Genomic DNA, 12,692 nt, shown 5'->3' on the forward strand with positions numbered 1-12,692 from the left:
TACGGGAGCAGGCGCTTCCAATACCTACCGCCCCGCGGCGTAGGCCTGCATCAGCCGCGGCGTGGCGGCGGCGCGCAGCAGGCCGTCGGGGTCGCGGGATGCCGCCACCAGGCGGCCGACGGTCCATTCCGGCGCTTCCTCCAGATCATGGCCGCGGCGGCGCAGCTCGGCCAGCACCTCCGGCCCGAAGCTCTCCTCGGCCAGCAGATGGCCGGGCTTGCGCTCGCGCGGGTAGAAGGAGCTCGGGAAATGCGCCGTGTGGAACATCGGCTGCTCGATCGCCTCCTGCAGGTTCAGCCCGTGATGGACATGGCGCAGGAACAGCTGCAGCTGCCACTGCTCCTGCTGGTCGCCGCCGGGCGAGCCGAAGGCCATGTACGGCTTGCCGTCGCGCAGCGCGAGCGAGGGGGTCAAGGTGGTGCGCGGCCGCTTGCCCGGCTCCAGGCTGGCCGGCAGGCCCGGCTCCAGCCAGAACATCTGGGCCCGGGTATTCAGCATGAAGCCGAGCTCCGGCACCACCGGCGAGGATTGCAGCCAGCCGCCGGAGGGCATCGCCGCCACCATGTTGCCCCAGCGGTCGACCGCGTCGATATGGACCGTGTCGCCGCGGCGGGCCGACAGCATGTCGGCCATCGTCGGCTCGTTCGCCGCCAGATCCTTCAGGGCGGTGCCGCTGACCTTGGACAGCCGCGTCAGCGCCGCCGTCACCCGCCCGACCTGGGCCTCGTAGCCCGGCACCAGGCCCGGCCGCAGCTCGCGTGAGGCGGCGGCGCCGATCAGGTCCCGGCGGGCGTCGTTGTAGGCGTCGGACAGCAGCGCCTCGACCGGCACATCGACGAAATCCGGGTCGCCGTAATAGGCCTCGCGATCGGCGAAGGCGAGCTTCATGGCCTCTGCCACCGTGTGCACGAACTCGGCGCTGGCCGGGCCCATCGCGGCGAGGTCGATGCCCTTCAGCAGCGCGAGCGTCTGCAGGAACACCGGCCCCTGGCCCCAGGGCCGGATCTTGGCCAGGGTATGGCCGTGATAATCGTAGGTCAGCGGCGCCTCGTAGCGCGGCGCCCAGCCGGCCAGGTCGTCGCCGGTGATGACGCCGCGGTGGCGCCGGCCGCTCTCGTCCATCACCTCGGTCGTGCGGGCGAAGCGGTCGATCGCCTCGGCCACGAAGCCGCGGTAGAAGGCGGCGTAGGCCGCCTCGATCTGGCGCTCGCGGCCGCCGGCCGCGGCTTCGGATTCACGAATGATCCGCTTCCAGGTCTCGGCCAGGGCCGGGTTGCGGAACAGCTGCTTCGCCTTCGGCGCCGACCCGCCCGGCAGGAACACGGCGGCGGAGGTGGGCCACTCGGTCTCGAAGAAGTCCTTCAGGCCGGCGATGGTGTCGGCGACGCGCGGCAGCACCGGGTGGCCGCCCTCGAGATAATGGATCGCCGGCTCCAGCACCTCGCGCACGGTCAGCGTGCCGTAATCGCGCAGCAGCACCATCCAGGCGCCAAAGGAGCCGGGGACGACGGTGGCCAGCAGCCCGTTGCCGGGGATCAGGCTCAGCCCCTCGGCCCTGTACCGCTCGATGGTTGCGCCGGCCGGAGCCGGCCCCTGGCCGCACAGCACCTCGGTCCGGCCGGTCGTCGCCGAATGGAACACCACCGGCACGTCGCCGCCGGGGCCGACCAGATGCGGCTCCACCACCTGCAGCACGAAGGCGGTGGCGACGCAGGCGTCGAAGGCGTTGCCGCCGCGCTCCAGCATCGCCATGCCGGCGGCGCTGCCCAGCCAGTGGGTCGAGGTGACCATGCCGAAGGTGCCGAGCAGCTCGGGGCGGGTGGTGAACATGCGTGTCTCTCAGCTTTCGCGGGGGTCGAGGGCGTCGCGCAGTCCGTCGCCCAGCAGGTTGAAGCCCAGCACGACCAGGAAGATCGCGCCGCCCGGGAAGATCGACATCCAGGGCGCCTGGCTCATGAAGTTCTTGGCGGTGTTCAGCATCGAGCCCCAGGACGGGCTCGGCGGCTGCTGGCCGAGGCCGAGGAAGGACAGGCTGGCCTCGGCGATGATGGCGGTGGCGATGGTCAGCGTCGCCTGCACGATCAGGGGCGGCAGCACGTTCGGCAGGATGTAGCGCAGGATGATCCAGCGGTCGGGCAGGCCGATGGAGCGCGCGCCCTCGACATAGTCCTCGGTCTTCACGCTCAGCACCTGGCCGCGGGTCAGGCGGATGAAGAGCGGCATGGCCGACAGGCCGATCGCGATCATGGCGTTGGTCAGGCTGGGGCCGAGGAAGGCGGCCAGCGCGATCGCCAGGATCAGGAAGGGGATGGCCAGCATCGCCTCGGTGGCGCGGGAGATGGCGCCATCGATCAGCCCGCCGTAATAGCCGGCGATCAGGCCGAAGGGCACACCGACGGCGAGCGCGATGGCGACCGAGATCACCCCGGCCATGAGGGAGGCGCGGGCGCCGTAGGCCAGGCGGGTGAAGATGTCGCGGCCGAGCTCGTCGGTGCCCAGCCAGTGGGTGGCCGAGGGCGGCTTGCGGATGGACAGGAAGCTGGTCTGCATCGGGTCCTGCGGCGTGACCAGCGGCGCCAGCACGGCCAGCAGCACGAAGGCCAGCACCAGTACGGCGCCGACCACGGCGCTCCGGTTGCGCAGGAACTTCTCCAGGCCGCGGCTGCGCCGCTTCGGCGCGACGGCTTCGTGGCCGAGAGCGGTCGCGGTCATGACGGGTGCCTCAGCCGCGGATTGATCAGGATGTACAGGATGTCGGCCAAGAGGTTCATGGCGATGAAGCCGATGGCGGTGCACAGCACCACGCCCTGGACCACCGCGTAGTCGCGGTTGAACACGGCGTCGACGATCAGCTTGCCGAAGCCCGGGATGGTGAAGACCTGCTCGGTCAGCACGGCGCCGGCCAGGAGCTCGCCGAACAGCAGCGTCACCAGGGTGACGATCGGCACCAGCGCGTTGCGGAAGCCGTGCTTCAGCACCACGGCGGGGCCGAGCAGCCCTTTGGCCCGGGCGGTGCGGATGTAGTCCGACTGCAGCACGCCGAGCATGGCCGAGCGGGTGTGCCGCATCAGCGTGGCGGCCAGCGCGGTGCCCAGCACGAAGGCCGGCATCAGCATGGTCTTGAGGCTGAGCCACGGATCCTCCGACAGCGGCACGTAGCCGGAGGCGGGCAGCAGCCGCCATTGCACCGAGACCAGCAGGATCAGCATGATGCCGAGCCAGAAGTTCGGGATCGACAGGCCGGACAGGGCGAAGACATTGGCGCCGTAGTCGACCGCCGAGCCCTTGCGCACCGCGGCCAGGATGCCGGCCGGGATGCCGATCAGGAGCGCGATCACCATGGCGAAGCTGGCCAGCTGGATCGTCACCGGCAGCTTCTGGGCGATCAGCGTGGTCACCGGCGCGTCGGTGCGCAGCGAGATTCCGAAATCGCCCTGCACCACCTGGCCGACCCAGGCCAGGTACTGCATCGGGATCGGATCGTTCAGCCGATACTTGTCGCGCAGATACTCCAGGACCGCCGGGTCGCGCTCCTCCCCCGCCATGGCCAGCACCGGATCGCCCGGCAGCAGCTTCTGCAGCGTGAAGACCAGCAGCGACACCAGGACCAGGGTCGGCAGCGCGATGATGAGGCGGCGCAGGATGATGCTGGTCATGGGCGCATCCTCCCCGACGCAAACCCGTCTGAGTCCCCCCTCCCCCTAACCCCCTCCCGCGAGGGGAGGGGGGACTCGATTGGAAGCGGTCGGGCGGGAGAGAGCACCAGCATCCCTCAGCCCTCGACGCTCATGCCCTTCAGGCGGATCATGCCGTCTGGATAGGCGACGAAGCCCTTCACCTTCTTCGACAGCACGAAGGGCCAGGGCTGGTAGTAGGTGTAGATGATCGGCAGATCGTCCTCGAGGATGGCCTGGGCCTGCTCGTACAGCTCCTTGCGCTTGGCCTGGTCCGGCGTCTGCCGGGCGGCGTTCAAGAGCTCGTCGACCTTGGGGTTGCAGTATTTGCCGTCGTTCAGGTTGCCCTGGCAGGTGACGAAGGCGTGGATGTTGCCGTCCGGATCGACGCGGCCGGACCAGCCGACCTGCTCGGCCTCGAAATTGCCTGAAGCCCCCTCCTTCATCATCGCCGCGAACTCGGTGGCGCGCAGCTTGATGTCGAAGCCGGCTTCCGACGCCATCGCCTGGATCAGCTCGGCGATCTGCTGCGCCGTGGTGCCGGTGCCGAAGACCAGCTCGAACGACACCCGCTCGTGCCCCGCCTCCTTCAGCAGCTGCTTGGCCTTCTCCAGGTCGCGGGCCCGCACCGGGAACTTGTCGCTGAAATAGGGGCTGGCCTTGGGGAAGGGCTGCTGCGCCGGCGGGTAGATGCCGGCCCCGACCACCTGGTTGATCGCCTCGCGGTCGATCGCCAGCTCCAGCGCCTGGCGCACCCGCTTGTCCTGGCCCAGCGGGTTCTTCGACCGGTCGCCGTTGTTGGTGTTGATGGTGATGCCCTGATAGCCGATGCCGGTGACCGGCACGAACACCAGCTCCGAATCCGCCTTCACCGCCTCGACGTCGGACGGCGCCAGCCGCTCCAGCATGTCGAGGTCGCCGGCCTTGAGATTGGCCAGGCGCACGGTGGTGTCGGGGATCGGCTGGAACACGACCTTGTCGATCTTGTAGTCGGCCGCGTCCCAGTAGCCCGGATACTTCTCCAGCACGATGCGGTCGTTCTGCACCCGCTCGACGAAGCGGTAGGGGCCGGAGCAGACCGGCTTCTGGCCGAAGTCGCCGGCGGCGAAGGACTTCGGCGCCAGCATCATGCCGGCGCGGTCGGAGAGCTGGGCGAGAAGGGTGGCGTCGGGGCGGGACAGCTTGATCGCCACCGTCTTCGGGTCGACCGCCATGACCTCGGCGACCGAGGCCAGCTCGCTCTTGCGCAGGCTGTCCGGCAGGGTGCGGGCGCGGTCGAGATTGGCCTTCACCGCAGCGGCGTCGATCGGCTCGCCGTCCTGGAAGGTGATGCCGTCGCGCAGGGTGAAGGTCAGGGTCAGGTTGTCGTCGCTCCAGGCCCAACTGGTCGCCAGCTTCGGCACGAAGCCGAGCTCAGGGTTGATGTCGATCAGCTTGTCGCAGAGCGAGGCGAAGACGATGCGGCCGACGAAGGTGCGGGCCCGGTGCGGGTCCAGGACATCGGGGTCCTCGTTCAGGCCGATCCGGAGCGTGGTCTGGCCGTAGGCCGTGCCGCTGAGCAGCAGGCCGGCGAGGAGGGCAAGGACGGGGCGTGCGCGCATGGGGTGAGCCTCCTGTTCGGTTCTTATGGACGGGCCGCCGCGGCCTGGGCCTGGCGGGCGCGGTAAAGCGACAGCCGCGCGGCCAGCCGCGGTGGCGTGGGCGGCGCGGCCAGGGCGCCGGCCCCGGCGTCCCGGATCTCGCGCCAGAAATGGCAGGCGACGCTGCGCCCCGGCTCCGCCTCCTCGGCCGGCGGCCGGATCTGGCTGCAGATCGGCTTGGCGTGCGGGCAGCGGGTGTGAAAGCGGCAGCCGGGCGGCGGCGCGGTCGGGCTGGGCACGTCGCCCTGCAGCAGGGTCTTGGGGCGGCGCCCGGCCGGGCTGGGCACCGGTATCGCCCGCATCAGCGCCTGGGTGTAGGGGTGCAGGGGGGCGTCGAACAGCGCGTCGACCGGCGCCTGCTCCACGATCTCGCCGAGATACATCACCGCCACTCGGTCGCTCATGTGCCGGATCACAGCCAGGTCGTGGGCGACGATCATCAGCGTCAGGCCGAAGCGCTCCTTCAGCTCCTCCAGCAGATTGATCACCTGCGCCTGGATCGAGACGTCGAGCGCCGAGACCGGCTCGTCGCCGACGATCAGCACCGGCTGGCCGGCGAGGGCCCGGGCGATACCGATGCGCTGGCGCTGGCCGCCGGAGAACTCGTGCGGATAGCGGCCGGCGTGCTCGGGCAAAAGGCCGACGGTGCGCAGCAGCTCCGCCACCCGCTCGCGCTGCTCCGCTCCCCGCGCCAGGCCGTGCAGCCAGATCGGCTCGCCGACGATGTCGCCGACCGTCATCCGCGGGTTCAGCGAAGCGTAAGGATCCTGGAACACTATCTGCAACTCGCGCCTGAGGGCCCGCATCTCTTTGGGCGGCAGCGCGGTCAGGTCGCGGCCGCGATAGATCACCTGGCCGGCGGTGGGCTCGATCAGCCGCAGCAGCAGCCGGCCCAGGGTCGACTTGCCGCAGCCGGATTCGCCGACCACGGCGAAGGTCTCGCCCGGCCGGATCGCCAGCGATACGCCGTCGACCGCATGCACCACCGGCGAGCCGCCGAACAGGCTGCGGCCGCCGCCGAAGCGCTTGACCAGGCCTTTGCCTTCTAGGAGAGCGGCCTCGGTCATGCGGCGCCTCCTCGAAATGCCATCCCATCACCGTCATTGCGAGGAGGCGAAGCCGACGAAGCAATCCAGGGGCCAGGGCGAGCGGCCCTGGATTGCTTCGCTGCGCTCGCAATGACGATGGGGGGAGTTGCGAAGAACGCTCTCATCCCGTACCCCCTTCATGCTGCTCCAGCGGGGCGAACCAGCAGGCGGCGCGGTGGTCGGGTCCGACCGACATGTCGGGCGGCGTTTCGGCCACGCAGCGCGGCGCGGCGAAGGGGCAGCGCGGGGCGAAGCGGCAGCCCGGCGGCATGCGGTCGGCGGGCGGCACCGTGCCGGGGATGGTGGCCAGGCGCCCCTCGCGCCGGCCGAGCGACGGCACCGACCCCATCAGCCCGATGGTGTAGGGGTGCTGCGGGTCCTCGAAGATGGCCTCGACCGGGCCGGATTCGACGATCCGGCCGGCATACATCACCGCGACATGGTCGGCGACCTCCGCCACCACGCCGAGGTCGTGGGTGATCAGGATCATGGCGGTGCCGGTCTCGTCCTGCAGCCGCCGCACCAGCGCCAGGATCTGCGCCTGGATGGTGACGTCCAGCGCCGTGGTCGGCTCGTCGGCGATCAGCAACTGCGGGTCGTTGGCCAGCGCCATGGCGATCATGGCGCGCTGGCGCATGCCGCCCGACAGCTGATGCGGATAGGCGTCCAGCCGCTTCTCCGGCGCCGGGATGCGCACCCGGCGCAGCATCTCCAGCGCCCGGTCGCGCGCCTCGGCCTTGCTCACGGCCTTATGCCGGCGGATGCCCTCGGCGATCTGGTCGCCGATGGTGAAGGCCGGGTTCAGGCTGGTCATCGGCTCCTGGAAGATCATCGCCATGCGGCTGCCGCGCAGGTCGGCGCGCTCGCGGTCGGTCAGGCGGAACAGGTCGCGGCTTTCGAACCGGGCGCTGCCCGCGGTGATGCGCGCGACCGGCGGCAGCAATCCCATCAGCCCCAGCGCCGTGATGCTCTTGCCGCAGCCGGATTCGCCGACGATGCACAGCGTCTCGCCGCGGGCGACGGAGAAGGAGACACCCTCGACCAGGTTGCGGCCAGGCGACAGCGACAGGGCGAAATCCTGCACCTCCAGCACGGCCTCGCGCGCCGGCTCCGGCGCGGCGGCGGGGGCGCGGACGATGTGGGCGTCAGAGACCGAGGCCATCGGCCGCCTCCGCGGTGTCGCCGTGACGGGCGGTGCGGTCCTGCGCCGCGTCCTGCGGCGCCGGCTCGCCGTGCATCGCAGCCTCGAGATTGGCCTGCAGCGCCAGCAGGTGGCGCCGCATCGCCGCCTCGGCCCCGGCGCCGTCGTGCCGGGCGATCGCGGCGACGATCTCGCCATGCTGGCTGGTATAGGCGCGCAGTCGGATGCGGTTGCGCGCCGCCTCGCGCAGCCGGCGCCAGGAGGGCGACTGGCGGATCCGGTCGATGCAGTCGAACAGCGCCAGCAGCAGGCCGTTACCGGCGGTCTCGGCGATGTGGCGGTGGAAGGCGCTGTCCCACAGCTCGTGGCCGTCGCTGTCCATGCTGGCCGCGGTCTTGCGCTCGATCCGGCGCAGCGCGGCGATATCGTCGGGCGAGGCCTTCAGCGCCGCCAGCCGGGCCAGCGCCGGCTCGATCTGCAGCCGCGCCTCCATCACCTCCAGCGGGTTGGTGCGGTCGGCCAGGGAGGCGATCAGATGCGGCTGCACCGCCGGACGCCTGCCGGCGAAGGTGCCCTTGCCCTGATGGCGCCAGATCCGGCCCTCGGCCTCCAGCACCTCCAGCGCCCGGCGCACGGCGCGGCGGCCGACCCCAATCCGGCCGGCCAGGTCGCGCTCGGTCGGCAGCTTCCATTCGGCGCGGTCGCCCTCGGCGTCCAGGAGGGCACGCAGCCGCTCCAGCGCCACGCTGGAATTCGACACGCCTCGTGATGGGGATGAAACCACCTCAGCCATTGGTCTCCCAAAGGCTGCGTCCGCCGTTCCGGCTCCGAGCCATCTGCCAGTCCCTGCTTTGCGTGAGGGCATCCGGCCCGTCGGCCCTGAGGACCGATCATGACGCGCGACGCCGCTTCGTCTTGCCGAACAGCCAAGCGCAAAGGGAACCAATTTGCAAATGGTTTCCTGGGAGGTCGCGTCGGTTCGTGTATGCCGGGCGGGTTGGTGCACGCGTGCCCATTCACTCTCCCCCTCCCCCCGCGGGCTATGGCGTTCACACTTCGATCGGCGACACCGACGGCGGGCCTGAGAACAGATTGCCTCTCCCGCTTGCGGGAGAGGTCGGGCTCGCGAAGCGAGGCCGGGTGAGGGGGCGTCGCGGTCTCGCCGAGAAAGCGGCCTTGCCGCAAGCGAGCGGATGATCCGCGCACGATTCTGATATCGTGGTTCCTGGGATCGCGGCCGCTGCCCTCACCCGGAGCCGCTGGCGCGGCTCCGACCTCTCCCGCAAGCGGGAGAGGCAATCGGAGTGTGCCGGAGAGATGTGTGAATCCCGTAGCCCCCTGCGGGAGGGGGAGGATGGAAAGGGCGCTGCGGTGTGGTTCGCCCTACGGCTGATCCCGCTTCAGGTCCAGCCAGTCGCGCTCCGCCTCGGTCAGGGTGACCGACAGGCCTTCGATGTTGCGCCGGCTCTCCTCGACGGTGCGCGGGCCGGAGAGGGCGAAGGTGGCGAAGGGTTGGGACAGCACCCAGGCCATGGCGATCTGCACCGGGCTGGTGCCGTTGGCCTCGGCCAGGGCGATGGCCCGGCGGCGGCGCTCGAAGTTGTCTTCGGCGTGCCAGCAGCGCGCGATCTCCGGCTCCTCCTCCCGGCGGGACGGGTCGCCGCGTTCGGTGAAGAAGCCGCGGGCGGTCGAAGACCAGGCGAACAGCGCCGTGCCGCTCTCCTCCAGATAGCGCAGCCATTCCGGGTCGCGGGCGGAGACGCAGCCGCCCCAGACCGGCTCGACCATCCGGGCCAGGGCCAGGTTGTTGCTCAGCACCGTGAAGCCGGCCTTGCCGGTGCGGCGGGCGTAGTCGTTGGCCGCGCGGAACCGCTCCAGGCTCCAGTTCGAGCCGCCGAACACGCCGATCCGGCCCTCGCGGTGCAGCGCGTCGAGCACGTCGACAAACTCGCCGACCGGCACCTCGGGGTTGTCGCGGTGCAGGAAATAGATGTCGGCGCGGTCGGTGTGCAGCGCCTCCAGGCTCTGCTCCAGCTGGTTCCGCGCCGCCTCCGGCGTGCAGTTCGGCGTGTGCGCGCCTTTGCAGATCAGGACGATGTCGTCGCGCACCCCGCGGCTCGCCAGGTATTCGCCGAACAGCGCCTCGCAGCGGCCGCGCAGATAGATCCGCGCGGTGTCGAAGCAGTTGCCACCGCGCTCGATATAGTCGTCGAACAGCGGCGCCGCCGTGGCCAGCTCCTCCTGGTTGTCGACGCCCATCACCATGCGGGCGACCGGCCTGGCCACGCCCGGGATCGTACCGTAGATCATCGTTTCCCCTTCCGCTCGCGCCTTACTCCGCCCGCCAGCAGGCCACGCCCTGCGGCGGCACCACCGGTCCGCCCAGCAGATAGCGGCCAGCATCCTTCACCGGCGCGGCCCAATCGATCTCGCCGTAGTTGAAGGCGAAGGTCAGGTTGCCGCGGCGGCGCAGCCGCACCGCCTCCGGCAGCTCGGTCAGCGTCAGCCCGACGCTGCCCAGAAGGTCGGCCATGACGCCGCGCAGCAGCGCCGCGTCCGGCCAGCCGGCCAGGTAGAAGCGGTTGCCGTCGCCGACCAGGGCCGGGGTGCCGTCGGCGAAGCTGGCCTGCACCGGCAGGTCGGTCTCCAGCCATTCGCGCCAGCGGCGGACGGATCCCGACAGGCCGGGGCCTTCGACGGGCTCCGCCAGGTTCGGGCGCAGCGAGGCGATCTGGGTCACCTTCAGCGGCAGCAGCTCCTGCAGCAGGCCCGGCGGCAGCTCGTCCGGGATGCTGAAGTCGCGGGTCTTGGACCCGGTGCGCGGGCCGAACAGGATGATCGCGTCGGTGGCGGCGAAGGCCTGCAGCGCCGCCTCCGAGACATGCGCCAGGCACGGCACCACCACCGCCTTGTAGCCGGTCAAGGGCGCGCCGGGGCGGACGATATCGACATCCAGGCCGAGGCGGCGGATCGCCTCGTACCAGCGGAACGCCAGGTCGGTGTAGCGGAAGTCGCGGCCCTGCGGCTGGATCCGGGTGATCCAGGAGGTCTCGTAGTCGAAGACGAGCGCCACCGGGGCGGGGGCGGAGGTGGGCAGGGCGCCGATCCGGGCCAGCTCCTGCCCCACCTGCGTCGCCTCCGCGCCGCCCGGGGAGAGCTTGCGGTCGGGCCGGTTCAGCCCGGCATGCATCTGCTCCTGCGCGAAGGGGCACTGCCGCCAGCGGAAATAGCTGACCACCTCGGCGCCATGGGCCAGCGCCTCCCAGGTCCACAGCCGGACCATGCCGGGCTTCGGCACCGGGTTCCAGGAGGCCCAGTTCACCGGCCCCGGCTGCTGCTCCATCACCCACCAGCGGCCGCGGCCCACGGCGCGGTACAGGTCGTGGTTGAACGGCGCCAGGTCGGGATGCGAGGTGCGGGCCCAGCGCGCCCGCTCGTCGTCGTCGGCCGCGATCTTCTCCAGCGTGCCCAGCGGATAGCTGTCCCAGGACGCGATGTCGAGGTCCTCGCCCAGCGGCCAGTGGTCGAACTCCTGGAAGAAGCCCATGAAGTTGTGGGTGACGAAGCGGCCCGGCGAATGCTTGCGGATGATCTCGACCTGCATGCGGTTGTAGGCCGCGACCTGGTCCGAGGCGAAGCGCCAATAGTCCAGCCGCGCCGCCGGGTTGGTCTCGGTCACCGCATTGACCGGGGCCTCGATCTCGTCGAAGCCGCCCACCTCCATCGACCAGAAGACGTTGCCCCAGGCCTGGTTCAGCGCCTCTGGCGTCTGGTAGCGGTGGCGCAGCCAGGTGCGGAAGGCGGCGACATCCTCCCGCCCGTAGGACAGCACGGTGTCGTGGCAGCCGAACTCGTTGTCGGTCTGCCAGCCGGCGACCGCGTCATGGCTGCCGTAGCGCCGCGCCACCTCCTCGGTGATGCGGGCGCTCTCGCGCAGCCATGTGCGGCTGGAGAAGCTGGTGTGCCGGCGCGAGCCGAAGCCGCGGGTACCGCCATATTCGTTCACCGGCAGGATGTCGGGGTGGCGGTCGACCAGCCATTTCGGCGGCGTCGCCGTCGGCGTGCACATCACCACCTTCAGCCCGGCGGCGCCGAGCGTGTCGACGGCGCGGTCGAGCCAGGCCCAGTCGAACCGCCCCGGCTCCGGCTCGATCCGCGACCAGGCGAATTCGGCGATGCGGACGAAGGTGATGCCGACCTCGCGCATCCGGCGGGCATCGTCCTCCCACCACTCTTCGGGCCAATGTTCCGGGTAATAGCAGACGCCGAGCATGAAACAGCCTCGTCAGGAGCGAAGGGTGGGGCGCTACTTCACCGCGCCGGCGGTGATGCCGGCCACGAAATAGCGCTGCAGGAAGATGAAGACGACCAGCATGGGCAGGGTCAGCAGCATGGCCCCGACCATCAGCGCCCCCCAGGGCACGACGTTGAGCCCGATCAGGCTGCCCAGCGCCACCGGCGCGGTGCGGGCCCCGGACTCGGTCGCGACCAGCAGCGGCCACAGGTAGTTGTTCCAGGAGGCGAGGAACAGGATGATCGCCAGCGCCGCCATGCTGGGCCGCACCAGCGGCAGGGCGATGGTGAAGAAAATCCGGCCCTCGCGCGCGCCGTCGATGCGGGCAGCGTCCAAGAGCTCCTGCGGCAGCGACAGGAAGGTCTGGCGCATGAACAGCACGCCGATCGAGTTGAACAGCGGCGGCACGATCACCGCGATCCAGGTGTTGGACAGGCCCAGGTCGCGCGCCACCAGCACATATTGCGGCACGATCACCACGGCATAGGGCACGGTCAGGGTCGCGACCAGCAGGCTGAAGGCCGCCTGCTTGCCGACGAACTGGAAGCGGGCGAAGGCGTAGCCAGCCATGCTGGTCAGCAACAGCGAGAGCAGGGCCGAGACGGTGGCGATGCCGATCGAGTTCAGCATCGCCCGGCTGAACTTGGCCGTGCCGTCGAGGAAGCCCCAATTCTCCAGCAGGTTGCCGCCCGGTGTCAGCGGCAGTTCCGGCGAGAAGATGGCGTAGTCCGGCAGGGTGGCGAACACCGCCATCAGGTACAGGGGCGCCAGCCACAGCAGCGCCACGGGCGCCATGCCCCCGGTCAGGAGCAGGGTGCCCCAGCGCCGGCGCGAGTCCATGGAGCGGAGCATCGC

At 70.5% G+C, this 12,692-nt stretch carries 10 protein-coding genes; all 10 read right to left on the reverse strand.

Annotated features, from left to right (window positions below):
* Window positions 1-24: 24 nt before the first annotated feature.
* The 10 genes from KXR53_RS08865 to KXR53_RS08910 all read right to left on the reverse strand — a co-directional run bounded on the left by KXR53_RS08865 (window position 25) and on the right by KXR53_RS08910 (window position 12,689).
* Entirely contained in the window at window positions 25-1,830 is a 1,806-nt protein-coding gene (locus KXR53_RS08865) for a gamma-glutamyltransferase family protein (protein WP_437374757.1), read from the reverse strand.
* A 9-nt stretch (window positions 1,831-1,839) separates the two neighbouring features.
* On the reverse strand, window positions 1,840-2,712 hold the full coding sequence (locus KXR53_RS08870; RefSeq protein WP_437374758.1) for an ABC transporter permease: 873 nt from the start codon (window positions 2,710-2,712) through the stop codon (window positions 1,840-1,842).
* Window positions 2,709-3,656 carry an ABC transporter permease gene (locus KXR53_RS08875; protein WP_437374759.1) on the reverse strand — a complete coding sequence of 316 codons (948 nt, stop codon included), beginning with the start codon at window positions 3,654-3,656 and terminating at the stop codon, window positions 2,709-2,711. The genes KXR53_RS08870 and KXR53_RS08875 overlap by 4 nt, the downstream gene beginning before the upstream one ends.
* 116 nt (window positions 3,657-3,772) lie before the next feature.
* Window positions 3,773-5,275: an ABC transporter substrate-binding protein gene (locus KXR53_RS08880; protein ID WP_437374760.1), complete on the reverse strand. Its 1,503-nt coding sequence runs from the start codon at window positions 5,273-5,275 to the stop codon at window positions 3,773-3,775.
* Window positions 5,276-5,298: 23 nt separating this feature from the next.
* Complete coding sequence (locus tag KXR53_RS08885) at window positions 5,299-6,381, reverse strand: ABC transporter ATP-binding protein (protein ID WP_437374761.1); 1,083 nt, start codon at window positions 6,379-6,381, stop codon at window positions 5,299-5,301.
* A 142-nt stretch (window positions 6,382-6,523) separates the two neighbouring features.
* Window positions 6,524-7,564: an ABC transporter ATP-binding protein gene (locus tag KXR53_RS08890; RefSeq protein WP_437374762.1), complete on the reverse strand. Its 1,041-nt coding sequence runs from the start codon at window positions 7,562-7,564 to the stop codon at window positions 6,524-6,526.
* On the reverse strand, window positions 7,548-8,303 hold the full coding sequence (locus tag KXR53_RS08895; RefSeq protein ID WP_437374763.1) for a FadR/GntR family transcriptional regulator: 756 nt from the start codon (window positions 8,301-8,303) through the stop codon (window positions 7,548-7,550). The genes KXR53_RS08890 and KXR53_RS08895 overlap by 17 nt, the downstream gene beginning before the upstream one ends.
* Window positions 8,304-8,926: 623 nt before the next feature.
* Window positions 8,927-9,853: an aldo/keto reductase gene (locus tag KXR53_RS08900; protein WP_437374764.1), complete on the reverse strand. Its 927-nt coding sequence runs from the start codon at window positions 9,851-9,853 to the stop codon at window positions 8,927-8,929.
* Window positions 9,854-9,875: 22 nt separating this feature from the next.
* A complete protein-coding gene (locus KXR53_RS08905) occupies window positions 9,876-11,816 on the reverse strand; it encodes a beta-galactosidase (RefSeq protein ID WP_437374765.1) in 1,941 nt (646 codons plus the stop codon).
* A gap of 33 nt (window positions 11,817-11,849) precedes the next feature.
* Window positions 11,850-12,689: a carbohydrate ABC transporter permease gene (locus KXR53_RS08910; RefSeq protein WP_437374766.1), complete on the reverse strand. Its 840-nt coding sequence runs from the start codon at window positions 12,687-12,689 to the stop codon at window positions 11,850-11,852.
* Window positions 12,690-12,692: the final 3 nt, after the last annotated feature.

It is taken from the genome of Inquilinus limosus, assembly GCF_051487185.1.
In the GTDB taxonomy this organism is placed as follows: domain Bacteria; phylum Pseudomonadota; class Alphaproteobacteria; order DSM-16000; family Inquilinaceae; genus Inquilinus; species Inquilinus limosus_F.

Excerpts from the sequence above, each read along its gene's own strand:
- KXR53_RS08865 (WP_437374757.1), bottom strand. The coding sequence starts at position 1,830 with ATGTTCACCACCCGCCCCGAGCTGCTCGGCACCTTCGGCATGGTCACC.
- KXR53_RS08870 (WP_437374758.1), bottom strand. The coding sequence starts at position 2,712 with ATGACCGCGACCGCTCTCGGCCACGAAGCCGTCGCGCCGAAGCGGCGC.
- KXR53_RS08875 (WP_437374759.1), bottom strand. The coding sequence starts at position 3,656 with ATGACCAGCATCATCCTGCGCCGCCTCATCATCGCGCTGCCGACCCTG.
- KXR53_RS08880 (WP_437374760.1), bottom strand. The coding sequence starts at position 5,275 with ATGCGCGCACGCCCCGTCCTTGCCCTCCTCGCCGGCCTGCTGCTCAGC.
- KXR53_RS08885 (WP_437374761.1), bottom strand. The coding sequence starts at position 6,381 with ATGACCGAGGCCGCTCTCCTAGAAGGCAAAGGCCTGGTCAAGCGCTTC.
- KXR53_RS08890 (WP_437374762.1), bottom strand. The coding sequence starts at position 7,564 with ATGGCCTCGGTCTCTGACGCCCACATCGTCCGCGCCCCCGCCGCCGCG.
- KXR53_RS08900 (WP_437374764.1), bottom strand. The coding sequence starts at position 9,853 with ATGATCTACGGTACGATCCCGGGCGTGGCCAGGCCGGTCGCCCGCATG.
- KXR53_RS08905 (WP_437374765.1), bottom strand. The coding sequence starts at position 11,816 with ATGCTCGGCGTCTGCTATTACCCGGAACATTGGCCCGAAGAGTGGTGG.
- KXR53_RS08910 (WP_437374766.1), bottom strand. The coding sequence starts at position 12,689 with ATGCTCCGCTCCATGGACTCGCGCCGGCGCTGGGGCACCCTGCTCCTG.